This is a genomic window from Algoriphagus chordae, from assembly GCF_003254055.1.
Lineage (GTDB): Bacteria > Bacteroidota > Bacteroidia > Cytophagales > Cyclobacteriaceae > Algoriphagus > Algoriphagus chordae.
This window is the reverse complement of the sequence record NZ_QKZT01000008.1, coordinates 90,700-104,073: the sequence shown is the minus strand read 5'-3', so window position 1 is coordinate 104,073 and position 13,374 is coordinate 90,700. Positions and strand designations below refer to the sequence as shown.

Annotated in this window: 13 protein-coding genes; 3 read left to right on the top strand and 10 right to left on the bottom strand. The window is 40.1% G+C overall.

The genetic code is table 11. The features are described from left to right. Positions 1-188 precede the first annotated feature (188 nt). Positions 189-1,691 carry a hypothetical protein gene (locus tag LV85_RS10530; protein WP_111319125.1) on the top strand — a complete coding sequence of 501 codons (1,503 nt, stop codon included), beginning with the start codon at positions 189-191 and terminating at the stop codon, positions 1,689-1,691. A gap of 346 nt (positions 1,692-2,037) precedes the next feature. Here the strand turns inward: LV85_RS10530 and LV85_RS10525 are convergent, their stop codons facing one another. The 8 genes from LV85_RS10525 to LV85_RS10490 all read right to left on the bottom strand — a co-directional run bounded on the left by LV85_RS10525 (position 2,038) and on the right by LV85_RS10490 (position 9,561). Next, positions 2,038-2,949 carry a sugar phosphate isomerase/epimerase family protein gene (locus LV85_RS10525; RefSeq protein ID WP_111319123.1) on the bottom strand — a complete coding sequence of 304 codons (912 nt, stop codon included), beginning with the start codon at positions 2,947-2,949 and terminating at the stop codon, positions 2,038-2,040. A 174-nt stretch (positions 2,950-3,123) separates the two neighbouring features. Then, positions 3,124-4,377: a cation:proton antiporter gene (locus tag LV85_RS10520; RefSeq protein ID WP_111319121.1), complete on the bottom strand. Its 1,254-nt coding sequence runs from the start codon at positions 4,375-4,377 to the stop codon at positions 3,124-3,126. A gap of 106 nt (positions 4,378-4,483) precedes the next feature. After that, entirely contained in the window at positions 4,484-5,182 is a 699-nt protein-coding gene (locus LV85_RS10515) for a DoxX family protein (protein ID WP_245942255.1), read from the bottom strand. 59 nt (positions 5,183-5,241) lie between these two features. Beyond that, positions 5,242-6,570 (bottom strand): cell envelope integrity protein CreD, encoded by a 1,329-nt coding sequence (gene creD, locus LV85_RS10510; RefSeq protein WP_111319117.1) that lies wholly within the window; start codon positions 6,568-6,570, stop codon positions 5,242-5,244. Positions 6,571-6,621: 51 nt separating this feature from the next. Next, a complete protein-coding gene (locus LV85_RS10505; protein WP_111319115.1) occupies positions 6,622-6,915 on the bottom strand; it encodes a winged helix-turn-helix domain-containing protein in 294 nt (97 codons plus the stop codon). Position 6,916: 1 nt separating this feature from the next. Further along, entirely contained in the window at positions 6,917-7,531 is a 615-nt protein-coding gene (locus LV85_RS10500) for a hypothetical protein (protein ID WP_111319113.1), read from the bottom strand. A gap of 246 nt (positions 7,532-7,777) precedes the next feature. Beyond that, positions 7,778-8,473 (bottom strand): LytR/AlgR family response regulator transcription factor, encoded by a 696-nt coding sequence (locus tag LV85_RS10495; RefSeq protein WP_111319111.1) that lies wholly within the window; start codon positions 8,471-8,473, stop codon positions 7,778-7,780. Beyond that, the gene (locus tag LV85_RS10490; RefSeq protein WP_111319109.1) at positions 8,470-9,561 is read right to left on the bottom strand and encodes a sensor histidine kinase; all 1,092 of its coding nucleotides are present in this window, start codon (positions 9,559-9,561) and stop codon (positions 8,470-8,472) included. The genes LV85_RS10495 and LV85_RS10490 overlap by 4 nt, the downstream gene beginning before the upstream one ends. 211 nt (positions 9,562-9,772) lie before the next feature. Here LV85_RS10490 and LV85_RS10485 point away from each other — a divergent pair, with 211 nt between their 5' ends. Continuing rightward, a complete protein-coding gene (locus LV85_RS10485) occupies positions 9,773-10,201 on the top strand; it encodes a hypothetical protein (RefSeq protein ID WP_111319107.1) in 429 nt (142 codons plus the stop codon). A 35-nt stretch (positions 10,202-10,236) separates the two neighbouring features. Beyond that, positions 10,237-11,460 (top strand): alpha/beta hydrolase-fold protein, encoded by a 1,224-nt coding sequence (locus LV85_RS10480; RefSeq protein WP_245942252.1) that lies wholly within the window; start codon positions 10,237-10,239, stop codon positions 11,458-11,460. A gap of 32 nt (positions 11,461-11,492) precedes the next feature. Here the strand turns inward: LV85_RS10480 and LV85_RS10475 are convergent, their stop codons facing one another. Both LV85_RS10475 and LV85_RS10470 read right to left on the bottom strand, forming a co-directional pair. Further along, positions 11,493-12,884, bottom strand: coding sequence for an alpha-L-fucosidase (locus LV85_RS10475; protein WP_111319350.1), 1,392 nt, complete (start codon positions 12,882-12,884; stop codon positions 11,493-11,495). A 13-nt stretch (positions 12,885-12,897) separates the two neighbouring features. Next, positions 12,898-13,347, bottom strand: a complete 450-nt coding sequence (locus LV85_RS10470; RefSeq protein WP_111319103.1) for a nuclear transport factor 2 family protein — start codon at positions 13,345-13,347, stop codon at positions 12,898-12,900. Positions 13,348-13,374 lie beyond the last annotated feature (27 nt).

The window sequence follows — 13,374 nt, the reverse complement described above, 5'->3', positions numbered from 1 at the left end:
TCTTAATGCTTAAATTTATTAAGTGTTGAATATCAAGTGTTTGAGCTGTTTTTGTCTTCATTTGATGTTCATTGGTTCTCGATTGTTTTGTGTCTTGTTCACTAATGAATCGGGATTATGATTTTCATGTAGGTCTCATTTTTTAGGAGACTAAAATTCCTTTTCAAATTTTCATAAATACAAAAACAATGGCTAAGCTTAGAAATTTATCTATTACAACTCCTATTCTTTTCGCCTTGCCTCTCAGAAGTGCATGGGCAGTAAACCCCGTCGATATCAATAAGCCTATGATGGCTGGAGATTGGGATGGTGCCGGTAGTCTCAAATTCAGCAGAGGCTATGTGATGGCAAAGAACGACGCTAATTTCCTCTACCTAACTCTCGATGTGGTTTCTGATATTGGGAATGATAGTGGTACAAATGATTACTACTGGCTCTCTTTTGATAACAATCGAGACAGAGCTATCACCTCCAATGTGGATGTGAATTATGCGGCTTATCCAGGCCAGCCAAATAAGCTTGGAAGGCAAAAATACCTTGGACCAGGTCAATGGACTGGATTGCTTTCAGACACTTCTCATTCAGGGGTGGTGCAGGAGTTTGGTCCCAGTCCAAATTCTGATGTAGCTCATAGGATGTGGAAGTTCAGAATTGAACTCAGCGAGATAAATGTGTCGCTTTCATGGCCACTGAGCACACCGTATACTTATTTTGGTTTCCGTGTGAAATCACGTAATCCTGGATTTACTACTGATTTCCCTAGCAATTTTTACAGAGACTTCACCAAGCTTCGTCAGTTGGTTTTAAGTAGAAAGCCAACAATTCCGTCTAAGGATTTGGGGCCTTTGGTAGGTAGTGTAGGTTTGATTCCTACCACAAAAATCTCTGCATCTGGTCGAGCGACTACTGACCCAGGATACTATCACGTTGTGGAGAATGCTGCATTTGGCGGTACTTTGAATTTGATAGGTAATAGAACAAAACTCCAACAATTGTGGTCTGCGGGCAATAGGAAGTATAAAGTTGAAATTGCTGGCCCAGGTGGAGGCTCCTTTAGCAAATTGATTAGCAACTGGTCAAACTACCGCTGGACAGGATCAACCTATGCCTTAGAATCTTTTTCTCCCAATACCTATGGTTATTATCAAATGGCAAACCCTGGTACGGATTACTCGATAGATGACCTCTTAATCCAGTTTCCTACAACTGGTCTTTTGCCAGGATTGTACAGCGTCAAAGTCACCTTTTACATAGGGACGAGCTATACTGAGTTGGACGCTCAGGTGCTGAGATTGTACATAGATAATCATGTGCCTAGCACGGTTATAGAAAGCGTAAAACATGGACGTAGTGAAGTTTCGGCTTGTGCAATTGAAACGATAGGAGCTGCTCCTGATGGACTGAATTTCCAAATTACGGCAAATGACCCTGAAGGGAATCTGAGAAGCGTGAGTTTCTATGCTACCTATGGTGCTGGACTTTCTACTTCTATCTATACGGAAGGCTACACAGCTGCCAAGGGAAATTGGGCTGGATTTACCAATAAACTTATTCCAGCATCTGGAAATTGGAGACCACCTCAATCTTGTGCGTATAGCTTTGTACTAGTAGCTACAGCACGAACTACGAATGGATATAGTTGGATAGGTAAAAACAATACTCACCGAAATCTGACACTATTGGTAGGTTAATTAATGGGCTAAACGGGAAAACCACTTCTTACTAAGGAGTGGTTTTTTTTGTGATATGGATTGAATCAGGGAGTTTGAAATTTGATCGTTGATTTTTCTAATCTTTTTTCTTGGAGGACTTTCCTCCAGAAATCTTATAAATCAAATAGCCAATGCCGATTACAAAGTGTAGGATTACTATTCCGACTATGATATAAATAGTAGTGTTGCTCATTGAGTGTTTAAACTAGTAATTTTAAGGAGATAAGGTTAGTTTTGATTGCTAAAATGCAAAAAAACCATTCGGTTTCGAATGGCTTTTTGTAATTAGGTTTATTTCTATTGGCTTGACTATGATAGCAATAGGTTATTTAAAACCGATTTCTTTCAATCCCTTATGGCTGATTTTGATGGCTTCCATAGGATCAAGATCAAAAGTATTGTCCTGCTCTACCAAATAGAATTCCATTCCTGACTTGTCTTTTTCGGCTAGGATTCTTTTGAAATCAATTGATCCAGTTCCAACAGGAGCGAAGTTTCCTTCAGCATTCATGTCCTTTACATGCCAAGCAATGAATCTTCCTGGGTACTTTTCGAAGTAAGTCAAAGGATCTACCTCAGCTTTTGTTACCCAGAATAAATCCATCTGAAAGTTTACAAATTCAGGATTACACTTTTCTAGCAAAAGATCTTCAATGATGGTTCCATCTTCCATTGCTTTAAATTCAAAGTCATGGTTATGATAAAGAAGTTTAAGTCCAGCCTTGGTACATTTTTCACCCAAGGTGTTGATTATAGTGACCAATTCATCTGGCGTACCTTTCATTCCCATACCTTCAGGTCCGAAGGTGAACATGCCCATAGGAGGTACTGGGATGACAAAATACTCAATTCCTGCAGCCTTTACGTCAGCAATCAATTGATCTGCATTTTCCATATTTACCATGCCCATATGTGCACTTTTGACAGTCATGCCTAGAGATTCTACGAAGGCTTTGAATTCAGTTGGTGCCATACCGTAGAATTTACCTTCTGCATAATTAGCAGCTTCGACATAGGCATAGCCAGCATCAGCAACAGCCTGAAGGGTTGCTTTAGGATTGCTTGCCATAGAATCTCGGACTGTGTAAAGAGCTAAACCACCAAAACTCCCCGACTCAGTTTCTACAACTTCAGGTGTTTCGGATGCAACTTCTACGCTTTTCTCAGAACTACATGCTGTAAAGCCTAGGGTAAGGGCTAAAAGCGAGGCAAAGATTAAATTGAATTTTTGTTTCATAGGTTTTCATTTTTGACGCGTTCAAGTTACCCAAATCAGATGGAAATAAACAAAGTAAGGGAGGAATGGTCAAAAGGATGGATGGGGCGGATTTTTTGAAATTGGCTAGTACAGGCGACTCTTCTACTTCCTGCTTTGGGGTGGAGAATTAGAATTGACGCTGAAGGCAGAGAATCAAGTCACTGATTTAGTTCTTTTGAGTACCTTTTTCACCAAGGGTCCAATTGTCAAGCCTTGGACAATAATGGAGAAAACAACCACCACATAGGTGACGGTGAGGAATAATTCCCGTTCCATTTGAGGCTCCAGCGAGAGTGCTAAAGCAATGGAAATTCCACCTCGGATTCCTCCCCAAGTCATCATTAGATTTGTTTTGGGGATGAAATCAAGCTTTTTGTCAAAAATAGCTACTGGCCCAGCAAGGGATAAATATCTGGCAATAAGTGCGACAGGAATTGCGATCAATCCAAATTTCAAGTATTCCCCACTGGTAGAAATGATGAGGAGTTCTAACCCGATCAATACAAAGAGAACAGCATTTAGCAATACGTCGATCAGTTCCCAGAATTTGTCCACGTAATTGTGTGTGGTCTCAGACCAGGCAATTTTCGGAGATTTATTTCCTATGAAAATCCCCGCTACTACCACTGCCAGTGGCCCGGATACATGCAGTTTATGAGCCAACATAGAAAGTCCCATCACCAAGGCAAGTGTGATGATCACCTCTGTTTCATAATGGTCGATTGCTTTCATTATTCTAAAAGTTATCCAACCTGTCACCAATCCGAGCAGTATTCCACCTACCACTTCCTCGATAAACAACAAGCCAACTTCGCCTGCATCCACAGCACCAATTCCCTGCTGGGCTATCTTGAAAATCACTAGGAAAACCACCACACCGACTCCGTCATTGAATAGGGATTCACCTACGATTTTGACCTCAAGTTTCTTGGGAGCATTGGCATTTTTCAAAATCCCCAATACCGCGATTGGGTCAGTGGGGGAGATCAATGCGCCAAAGAGGAGACAATAGATGTAGTCTATCTCGTGACCAAAAAGTATAAAGGCATAGTACATAATGGTACCTACAAAAAATGTAGATAGCACCACCCCGATAGTGGCAAAAACAGCTATCGGCGCTTTCAATCTATTGAGCGAATCGAGTTTGGTGTGTAGCGCTCCAGCAAAAAGCAGAAAGCTCAACATCACATCCAGCAGTGCTGTTTCAAAGTCGATTGAATTGATGAGTAGATCAGCTTCCTTTAGAAAATAGGGGTTGAACTTGCCCAGGATAGTAATTCCCAGGGTAAATGCAATCGCGATTATCATCAAACCAATGGTGAAAGGAAGCTTTAAAAACTTGGTGTTGATAAACGCAAAGATTGATGATAGGACGATCAGAATGGTGATGATGCTAAAAATGTCCATAGACTAGAATTGGTTTTGGTGGCTTGAGGCAAATTACAACCATTTTATTTATTGCTATAAAAAGCAGTGATCATTCGGAGCGAATGATCACTGTCTATAAAAATTCTTAGTTTTTTATTTGATCAAATCGTGCCAAGCAATCATCCAGCGGATCTCCAATAGTATGTACACATTCACAAAATTCAAATCCGGCTTCTTGGTTTTTAGTGTTAACAAATTGTGCTTTACATGATTTTAAAGAATTTTGAGGCATTACTTCGTGCCCAAAGTGAGAAAATAACACAGTGAAAACCATGGTAGAAATAACGACTATAAAAAACCAAGTCGGAAATTTGTTGTTGTATCTAGCTGGTTTTAATGCACTTACTTCTTTTGAATAGCTATTAAAAGGCAGGATGTATCTCAGTTTGTCATAGTGCCAGGCTAGGAGGTAGAGGTTGGCTAAAACCATCAAAGGTGAGGTGACATAGGAGCCAACAAAGCGAACAGCAAATGATAAAATCCAAATATTTAAAATAATGGGCAGGTATAATAAAGCTCCCATTAAAACGGTTCCAGGTATTAGTAATAAAATACCAGCTGTCAATTGGGCATAACCGATGAATGTGTAGTAATATCCAGTGTGATGTAAGGCCTCCAAGTAAGCTCCCATTGGATGAATAACAGATAAACCACTCGCGAATCGCTCCCCTAGAATCTTCACCATTCCAGCAATTATAAATGCATAGGCAAGTAGGATTCTGCAAATAATCTGGAATATCCAATGCCATTTGTTTTGCTTGATGCTGAAATAATACTCTTCCAATCTTTCTGATAGACCTGATAATGTCATTTGATTTCGAGTTTTATAACCTTCATTATCAATTATTTGTACCAGTCGATTTTCCTCGAAATAAACATAGTCACAGCAAGCGCCACAAATAGTCCGATACTTCCGATCAGTAAAGCATAGTCTTGCTGCTTGATGATGACAAATATGAAAATGTAAAATATCGAGAGAATTCCGGTGAAAATCCCGGTGGTTTTGAGTTGGGAGAAAAGGCTTTTAGAGTAAAGTGCCAGCAGTCCAACAGTGGCCAAGCTTGCGATTAGGTAGGCTATGCTAAAGCCAAATTGCTCGGAAAGTGCGATCAAAAGTGTGTAATACAATACTAAGGCGAAACCAACCAAGGTGTATTGTAGTGGGTGAATCCTAGTTTTGGTAAACGTCTCCATTAGGAACAAAGCCAAAAAGCTCAGGATGATTATTAGAATTGCATATTTCGACGTTCGGATGCTTTGTTGGTATTGATCTACAGGCATTTTGAGACTTAATCCAAAAGCACTTTCTTGAAAGTTGGGGAGGGTATTCGTGAATTCCTGACCAAAGGCTCTGTTGAAATGCAGGATTTTCCAAGTGCTTTCGAATCCATCTTTAGTTAGAATTCTTTCCTCAGGCAGGAATTCTCCTTGAAAGCTTGGGTTAGGCCAGTTTCCACTTAGCTTGAGTGAGGTTGTTTTGCCTAAAGGGACCACATGAAAATCCTTGCTTCCTTTGAGTTTCAAGTTTCCAGAAAAGCTAAACTCTCTCGATAAGGAATCTAGTGTTGCTGGGAATTGGAGTCCTTTCATGCCAGTTTGAGCATCAGTAAAAGGCTCAGAAATTAAGGGGATGTTATTGAATTTTAGCTCAGGATTTTCTCCAATTCCTCGCAGATCGCTTACTGAAATTAGAAATGATGCTTGATCCCAAAGTACCTGTTCGGCAGTAATATATAATTTCTCCAACGCTATGGCACCAAAATCCGCTTTGAGCTGAATGTCTCCACGATAAACAACTACATCGAAAATTCCCCGATGGAGGGATTCTGCTTGAAGCTCTCCATTAATATCCAAAACATCAGGTAAGAAATAGGCGGTTTTTAGCTCTTTGATGACTTTGTTTTCTCCATTGCTCTGAACTTCTCTGTAATAGTGATAGGGAAGGGATAGATAAGGGCCGATAACAGTTTGCGCCCTTGACCATTTGCCGGTGACTTCATTTTCTGTCTCTTCCAATCGAGCTTGCCTTTCATTGATCAAGTCGGTGGTGAGCGATTGAGGAATCAATAGAATTAAAGCTATAAATCCGATGATTAAAAGTTTCAAACTAGTGGAACTTGAAATCCAATCTTGAAATTTTTCAAGTAGGGAGAGGTTTGTGTTTGTTTCCATTGCTTAGGTTTTAAAAGTACTTTGTAATTCAAAGTGAGTGAGTAAATTTTTTTAGGTTTTGTTCTCTTTAATTAAATTTTCAAGGAATTCCAGATGATCTTGGAAGGCCTTTTTGCCGTTGTTCGTTGCAGAATAATTGGTCAATGGTTTTCTCCCCACAAAGGATTTATTGACGGCGATGTATTCCTGTTTTTCGAGGTTTTTCAGGTGCGAAGCCAGATTCCCATCCGTTACCTCCAAGATTTCCTTGAAGGAATTGAAGTCATATTCCTCGTTCACCATCAGGATGGACATGACTCGAAGTCTGACCACATTTTCAAATGCTTTGTCGTAATTCCCCTTCACCTTATCTGTCGTATTTGTAATACATCATCGTTCCGTAGATGATATGTAGGACACCAAATCCCAATCCCCAAAAGATAAGTCCATAGCCAGGAAAGAAAGCTGAAAGTATTCCCAAACCCAATTGGCAGTAGCCCAGGTATTTAATGTCGCTAAGTGTATGATTTGAGGCATTGAGTAATCCTAAACCATAGAATATCAAAGTTGCAGGGGCTACGATGACTAAATATCCTCTAAAAATGAGTGCCAAGCAGAAAATACCTCCAGTGATCAAAGGAATCATTAAGGCTGTCAAGAATCGTTTACTCGCAGGAGACCATATTTTGCTTGCAGTCCGCTGGCTCTTCTTTTTGCTCAATAGCCATGCGGTTCCCAATGAGAGAATTAGCACTGCGGATGCTGTCAGTAGAAGTTTAGGTAAAACCTGGTCATCATTTATGTATGAAGTCCGAAATCCTATGGGGAGATTTGGATAGTAAATCAAACTATAGGCTATTGCGGCTGCAATTAGGGCATATACTCCTGCCAATATTCCAGAAAGCCCACTCAGGGACAAGAAGCGGGTACTTCGCTCCATCATGGATTTGATATCAGCTAACTCTTGTTCTGGTTTTCTCATATTAAAAGTACTTTGAGTTACAAAGTAAATTCAAAAAACCAATTTATCACTAAGGGAGAGAAAAAAATCTAGGTATTTTTGAGAGTTTAAGTAAATCTGCTTTTCTAATTGCAAGGAGATAAAAGCAATAAAGGAAGTGGTTAAGTAAGAATTGAGACATGCTTCGATCATCGGTCATCTAACTTAGCAAGCAAAGAGAATTTTGCAACTGTCATAAATGAGGATAATCATTCGAAATAACTATCCCTACTCAAACTGCTGCAGCCGCTTCAGCACTTCTTCCTTATACGACCTGCTGATCGTCAGCGCTTCCTTTCCGATCTGCAGGTACTCATGAGTATAAGAATCAATGGCCGCAATATTTCCGATATAGGAGCGATGAAACCTGATGAATTGACTTTCAGGGAGCTTTTTCTCGAAATTGGAGATGCTCTCTCGGACGACCAACACACGATCTTTTAGGTGAATCTTGATATAATCCGCAAAGCTTTCTATGAAGAGGATTTCAGAAAAATCTACTTTTTCCATTTTCCTGTCTTGCCGGACAAACAAGAAGTTTGGCTTTTCTTCAGCTGAAAGAGCCCCATTATTCTTAAGAATCTCCGTTGCTTTAGTGACTGACTTCAGGAATCTGTCAAAAGGAATTGGCTTCAATAAGTAATCAGTCGCCTCCAGGTTGAATCCCTCAATGGCATACTCACGATAAGCTGTGGTGAAAATCACATGGATTTCTTTGGGAATAATTTTGGCGAAAGCCATACCGTCAATCCCTGGCATATTGATGTCGAGAAAAATCAGATCTACCTGTTCCTGCTGCACCACATTGAATGCTTCATTGGCGTTGCTGGAGCAGCCCACAAGATTCAAATGATCCACTTTCGATATGAAATCTTTCAGGATGCTCTGGGCGATAGGTTCATCATCGACGATCAGGCAGTTCATGATACGATTGGTTTGGATTGGGAGCTTTGCAATTCTAACTCAACTATAAAATACCCATCTAATTTTTGAATGCTGAATTTATGAGAATTGGGATAGAGGTGTCCTAGGCGCTTTTTGATGTTTGGAAGACCAATTCCAGTGGAGCTCAAGGTTTCTTTTGATAGACTTTCCTCAAAGGTGTTTTTCAGAAAGAAGCGTACTTTATCATCTTCAGTACTTATGTGCAATTCCACAAAGGCGTGTTTTTCCTGTGATTTCCCATGTTTGAAACTGTTTTCCAACAAGGGAAGAAAAAGCATGGGGGCTATTTTCAAGTTGGTTGTTTCGTCTGGAAAATCTGCGCATACCTGAAGCCTGTCTCCATGCCTCAGCTTTTCCAGATCCAAGTAGTCTTTCAGATGATCAATTTCATCCTGAAGTGGAACAAGCGACTTTTGAGTTTGGTATAAAATGTAATCCAGAAGGTTGGATAGTTTGAGAATCAGCTCTGGTGTTTCAGCACTTTTGGCAATAGCAGACCCATAAATGGTGTTGAGTGTATTGAATAAGAAATGCGGATGAATCTGCATTTTCAGGTAGGAAAGTTCCTCTTGCTTGAGTTCCAGTTCACCGTTTACAAGGGTAAATTGAAGCTCTTGATTTCGCAGGTGTATTTTATAACTTTCTCTGTATGCGGAAAAGAGGGAAGTAAGCAAAACCACAATATAGACTCCGACGATTATCAGGTATAGATTTTTGCTGAAGAGGAAACTACTGTCCATGCTATCCAATGAATTAATGAAAATGAATCCATAAAAGGAGGAGAGCGCAATCAGGAAAAAAGAAATAACAAGGGTATACGCTGTGTATAGCGCAAACCAAGTATGCTTTTGGCGGAAAAGAAATTCTGGGATCAGATAGAAACTGAATACATTCACCATTCCCATGGTGACAGGAAGTAGAAATAAACCAAAGGTGAAGGCAGGTACGAGGTCAGAAATAGTGATGCCGAAGTAAAAAGTAAAGAACAACAGTGCAGCTAAACAGATGGATGCCTGCTCCAGCAATTTCTTAGAAACTTGAATTAAAAGGCTGTTATTCTTTACCATTGAAATGGACAAGGTCTTTCAAAAAATTGTAATTGCAAAGAAATTGCGATGGTTGACGAGTTAGGTAGGATAAGTAACATGAGCTAGCAGATATATTCCAAAACTACCCGAATTCCTGTCAATTATCTGGGTTAGCCAGTTGTTGATCGCAAAACCTAATTTAAGAGCTCTGAGTACTGTAAACTTGTACCATCAACTAATCACCATATTTATGTTCATTTTCCCAGCTGTTTTTACTCAAAAATTGATTCTTTCAAATGTCATCATTGACAGATTTGAAGAAGGAGGCTTGACAGGGATGTTACTTATTCTTGCTTGTCTTTTGTTAGCGTTTTTTTTTACTGTCAAGGCTTTTGCCAATTTGAAAGGGGAGGAAGGTACTTTTTTGAAGTATAAAAAACTGATCAACCAAGTAGTGCTTCTTGGATTGGTTATTTCATTTGCCAATAGTTTAATGGGAATGATTAGTGTATTTGATGCACTCGAGATTTCAGGTGGAGAAGAACCTTCAATTATCGCAGGTGGACTGAAAATCACCTTGCTCTCGCCTTTGTTCGGGTTACTTGTCTTTATCCTGGGTTATACAGCAACTTTTGTCCTGAGCTTGATGAGAAAATCTGAAATCGAAGTAGCCGAGTAAAATCCTACTAAAAGCCTTCCCCTAATACTATCCTGATGACCTACTCATTTCAAAAAACCTTCCTATGCCTCTTGCTAATGTTTAGCATGATAGGTACAGCGCAAGCACAATTTCTAGCTCAGATTGGATTGAAGGATAGTATTTATTCGGAGTTGCTCAAAGAGACCAGAGTCTTTTATGTTCAAGTACCTGAGAACTTTGACTCGAATAAGAAATATCCTACAGCCTACATTTTGGATGGGGAAATTCTGCTGTCAGCACTGTCTGTGACTCAATCGTTTTACTCAGGCGGATTCCTGCCCGACATGATCCTCATAGGCATTTCCAATCATGAAAATAGAAACAGAGATTTAACCCCATCCGTCGTTGAACCAAGTTATGCTCCGAATGGGGGAGCGGCAGCTTTCACGGAGTTTCTATCCTCAGAATTGATTCCTTATGTTGAAGCTAACTATCCAGTCACAACCTACAAAACCTTAATTGGACATTCTTACGGAGGATTGTTTGCTATCAATACTCTTCTCAATCAACCAGACTTATTTGTCAATTATTTGGCGATAGATCCGAGTTTGGACTGGGATGATCAGCTGATGCTAAAGCAAGCGAAGGAAGTTTTTGAAAGCAAAAGCCTCAATGGGAAATCTCTCTATATTTCGCTCAATGGTCAGCTGCATATGCAAAAGCCTGAAATGACCCTAGAGGATGTCATGCAGGATGAATCGGAGTTCACCTTGTTTGCCAAAAGCAATATGGCTTTTGCGGAGCTCTGTAGGGCTAACTCTCAAACTAATTTGGACTTTGACTGGGAGTTTTTTCCAAAGGATCTTCACGGCACAATTCCCCTTCCTTCTCTTCGGAATGGCTTGATTTCAATTTTCAAATGGTTTCAGATGGAAAGAGTCGAATTATTCAATATTCCAGAAACTCCCACTGAAGATCTCATCGAATTGATTAACTATAGAGCTAAGAAGCTGGAGGCTCACTTTGGCTATGAGGTAGCTCCTTATCCGGAAGATTTAGTAAATATGTCCGGATACATGAGTATGGATAGAGGACAAATGGACAAGGCGAAAATGTTCTTTGAGCAGGGAATCCACTATTTCCCAAACTCTGCCAATATGTACGATTCTATGGCGGATTATTATGTGGCAAATGACGATTTAGAATCTGCTTTAACCTATGTGAAAAAGGCCTTTGAGATATCGGGGAGTGATTATCATAAGGGTAGGCTTGAAGAAATTCAGTTGAAAATCAATTAAGCTAAACCTCGAGAAGTATTGCTTGGTATAAACTAATCAAATGAGTAAACACTGAAATCCTTGATTTGAGCTTCTCCTATTGATTCAATTATCTTCAGTCGGAGATCAGATACTTCCATTGCCTCAAACTGATGAATAAACTTATGTCCGATCACTGATCCTTCAAAAATAGTTTTCCAGCCGCCTTTTGTCTTTCCTTCGATAGTGAATTTCCGGACTCTTTCTCCCTGTATGATGTCTTCCATCAGCACTACTTGGTTGACTTTTTGCTTTTTATCAAGTTTGAGATGGAGTTCCGTTCCAGTACCTGATGTAGATTGGATTTTGTTTTCGAACCTTCTATTTATTTCATCACCCAGCTCTTTTAGCCGCTTGGTATCTGTCTCTGGGAGCAAGCCTTCAGCATTCGGAGTTAGGCCCAAAATCAAAGTAGAATTATGTCCTACGGAATTGTAATACATATTCACTAGTTTGTCCAATGGATAAACAAGCTCATCTCTACCAGGCTCCCAAAACCAATCGTGACCACCATATCCTCTTAATGGGGCATCGCTCATGGCTGGCATATAATAACTTCCATTTGGATCACCTGTTTTCAGCAAAGCAAAGTTATTTCTACTGATTTCTTCTTTGGTGCTTTCACCTGCACCCACCGCTTGGTAGGGAAAAGTGCCCCAGCTAGGATATGGAACCGTGCCCGATTCAGATCCTCCCCAGCGCATGTCTGCACGTTGCAAATTGTGGTAGAATAAGCCATTAGGTTGATATTTCTCAAAAATAGAAAGTACGTCTGGGCCTCCTTGTTCTGGTCCATGAGCACCTCCATCAAACCATACCATGGCCCAATCTCCGTAATTGGTAAAGATCTCCTTTACCATTCCTTCAACCATTGAGTTATAATACTGTTGGCGATTTTGGGCAAATTTGCTTTCTCCTTCAACTTTGAAATCATGAATTCCATAAAAGGAATTCCAGCGAATCCCAATATAAACACCGGGAAGAATGCCGTATTTTTCGCAGGAAGCCTTAAAATCCCGAAGTAAATCTCCTGTGCCGTCCTGCCATTTCAGTGCTTTCATACTGTAAGGATTTGAGTCACTTTGAAACAGAGCAAAACCAGTTTCATGCGTGGCGGTCAGAATGGCGATTTTACAACCTGCCTCTTTTGCCGCTTTCACCCATTGATCAGTGTCTAATTTTACAGGATTGAAAATATTGTAATCGGCTATCGGGGTGATTCTGTTTTCTGCTTGGTTGTACACTTTTCCATCAAAGACGTGGAGGTCGTAGTGAAAAACGGCTGCCATTTCTGCATTTTGCCAGTTTAATTGAGCTTGTGTTGGGGTTGGTAGTTGATTCTGTGCCTGCAGCGAAAAATGTCCGAAGAAAAGAAGCAAAAGGATGTTGAAATTTGTTTTTTTCATTTGGTATAGAATTCTATTCCTCATCTGGTATTGCCATGGTGTGGTTTCCAGCGAGAAAGCACTTACCATCTATTTCAATGTAAGTGCGCATGAAATTGTATTTAATTGGAGTAGGGCCACGGTCTACAATGGTGTAGCCGGTGACGATGGCTGTATTGCCTGTAATTGCTACTTCTACATCGCTTTGGATTCTTGAGCGGGTATTGCTTCCTTCATTTGCAATTTGTCTCTCCGCCCGTTTGATCACAGATTCTTTATCGTCTACGGAGGATACATGATTGTGAACCCAGATGAAATTGTCAGTAAGTATACTTTTAAAAAATTCAGGGTCAGGGTTTAGATTCTTCTCTTCCCATTGGGCGTCCAGTGCTTTGATACTAGTTACAGTCATGCAAGTTTGTTGAGCTGATGCGGAAAAGTAGCTTACGAAGCCTAAAAGGATAATGAATATGGATGATTTCATAAATGACTTGTTCGATTAGGATTTGAG

Bases quoted from the DNA above. Each gene is read 5' to 3' on its own strand.
- LV85_RS10530 (WP_111319125.1), top strand. From the start codon at position 189: ATGGCTAAGCTTAGAAATTTATCTATTACAACTCCTATTCTTTTCGCC.
- LV85_RS10525 (WP_111319123.1), bottom strand. From the start codon at position 2,949: ATGAAACAAAAATTCAATTTAATCTTTGCCTCGCTTTTAGCCCTTACC.
- LV85_RS10520 (WP_111319121.1), bottom strand. From the start codon at position 4,377: ATGGACATTTTTAGCATCATCACCATTCTGATCGTCCTATCATCAATC.
- creD (WP_111319117.1), bottom strand. From the start codon at position 6,570: ATGGAAACAAACACAAACCTCTCCCTACTTGAAAAATTTCAAGATTGG.
- LV85_RS10500 (WP_111319113.1), bottom strand. From the start codon at position 7,531: ATGAGAAAACCAGAACAAGAGTTAGCTGATATCAAATCCATGATGGAG.
- LV85_RS10495 (WP_111319111.1), bottom strand. From the start codon at position 8,473: ATGAACTGCCTGATCGTCGATGATGAACCTATCGCCCAGAGCATCCTG.
- LV85_RS10490 (WP_111319109.1), bottom strand. From the start codon at position 9,561: ATGGTAAAGAATAACAGCCTTTTAATTCAAGTTTCTAAGAAATTGCTG.
- LV85_RS10485 (WP_111319107.1), top strand. From the start codon at position 9,773: ATGTTCATTTTCCCAGCTGTTTTTACTCAAAAATTGATTCTTTCAAAT.
- LV85_RS10480 (WP_245942252.1), top strand. From the start codon at position 10,237: ATGACCTACTCATTTCAAAAAACCTTCCTATGCCTCTTGCTAATGTTT.
- LV85_RS10475 (WP_111319350.1), bottom strand. From the start codon at position 12,884: ATGAAAAAAACAAATTTCAACATCCTTTTGCTTCTTTTCTTCGGACAT.
- LV85_RS10470 (WP_111319103.1), bottom strand. From the start codon at position 13,347: ATGAAATCATCCATATTCATTATCCTTTTAGGCTTCGTAAGCTACTTT.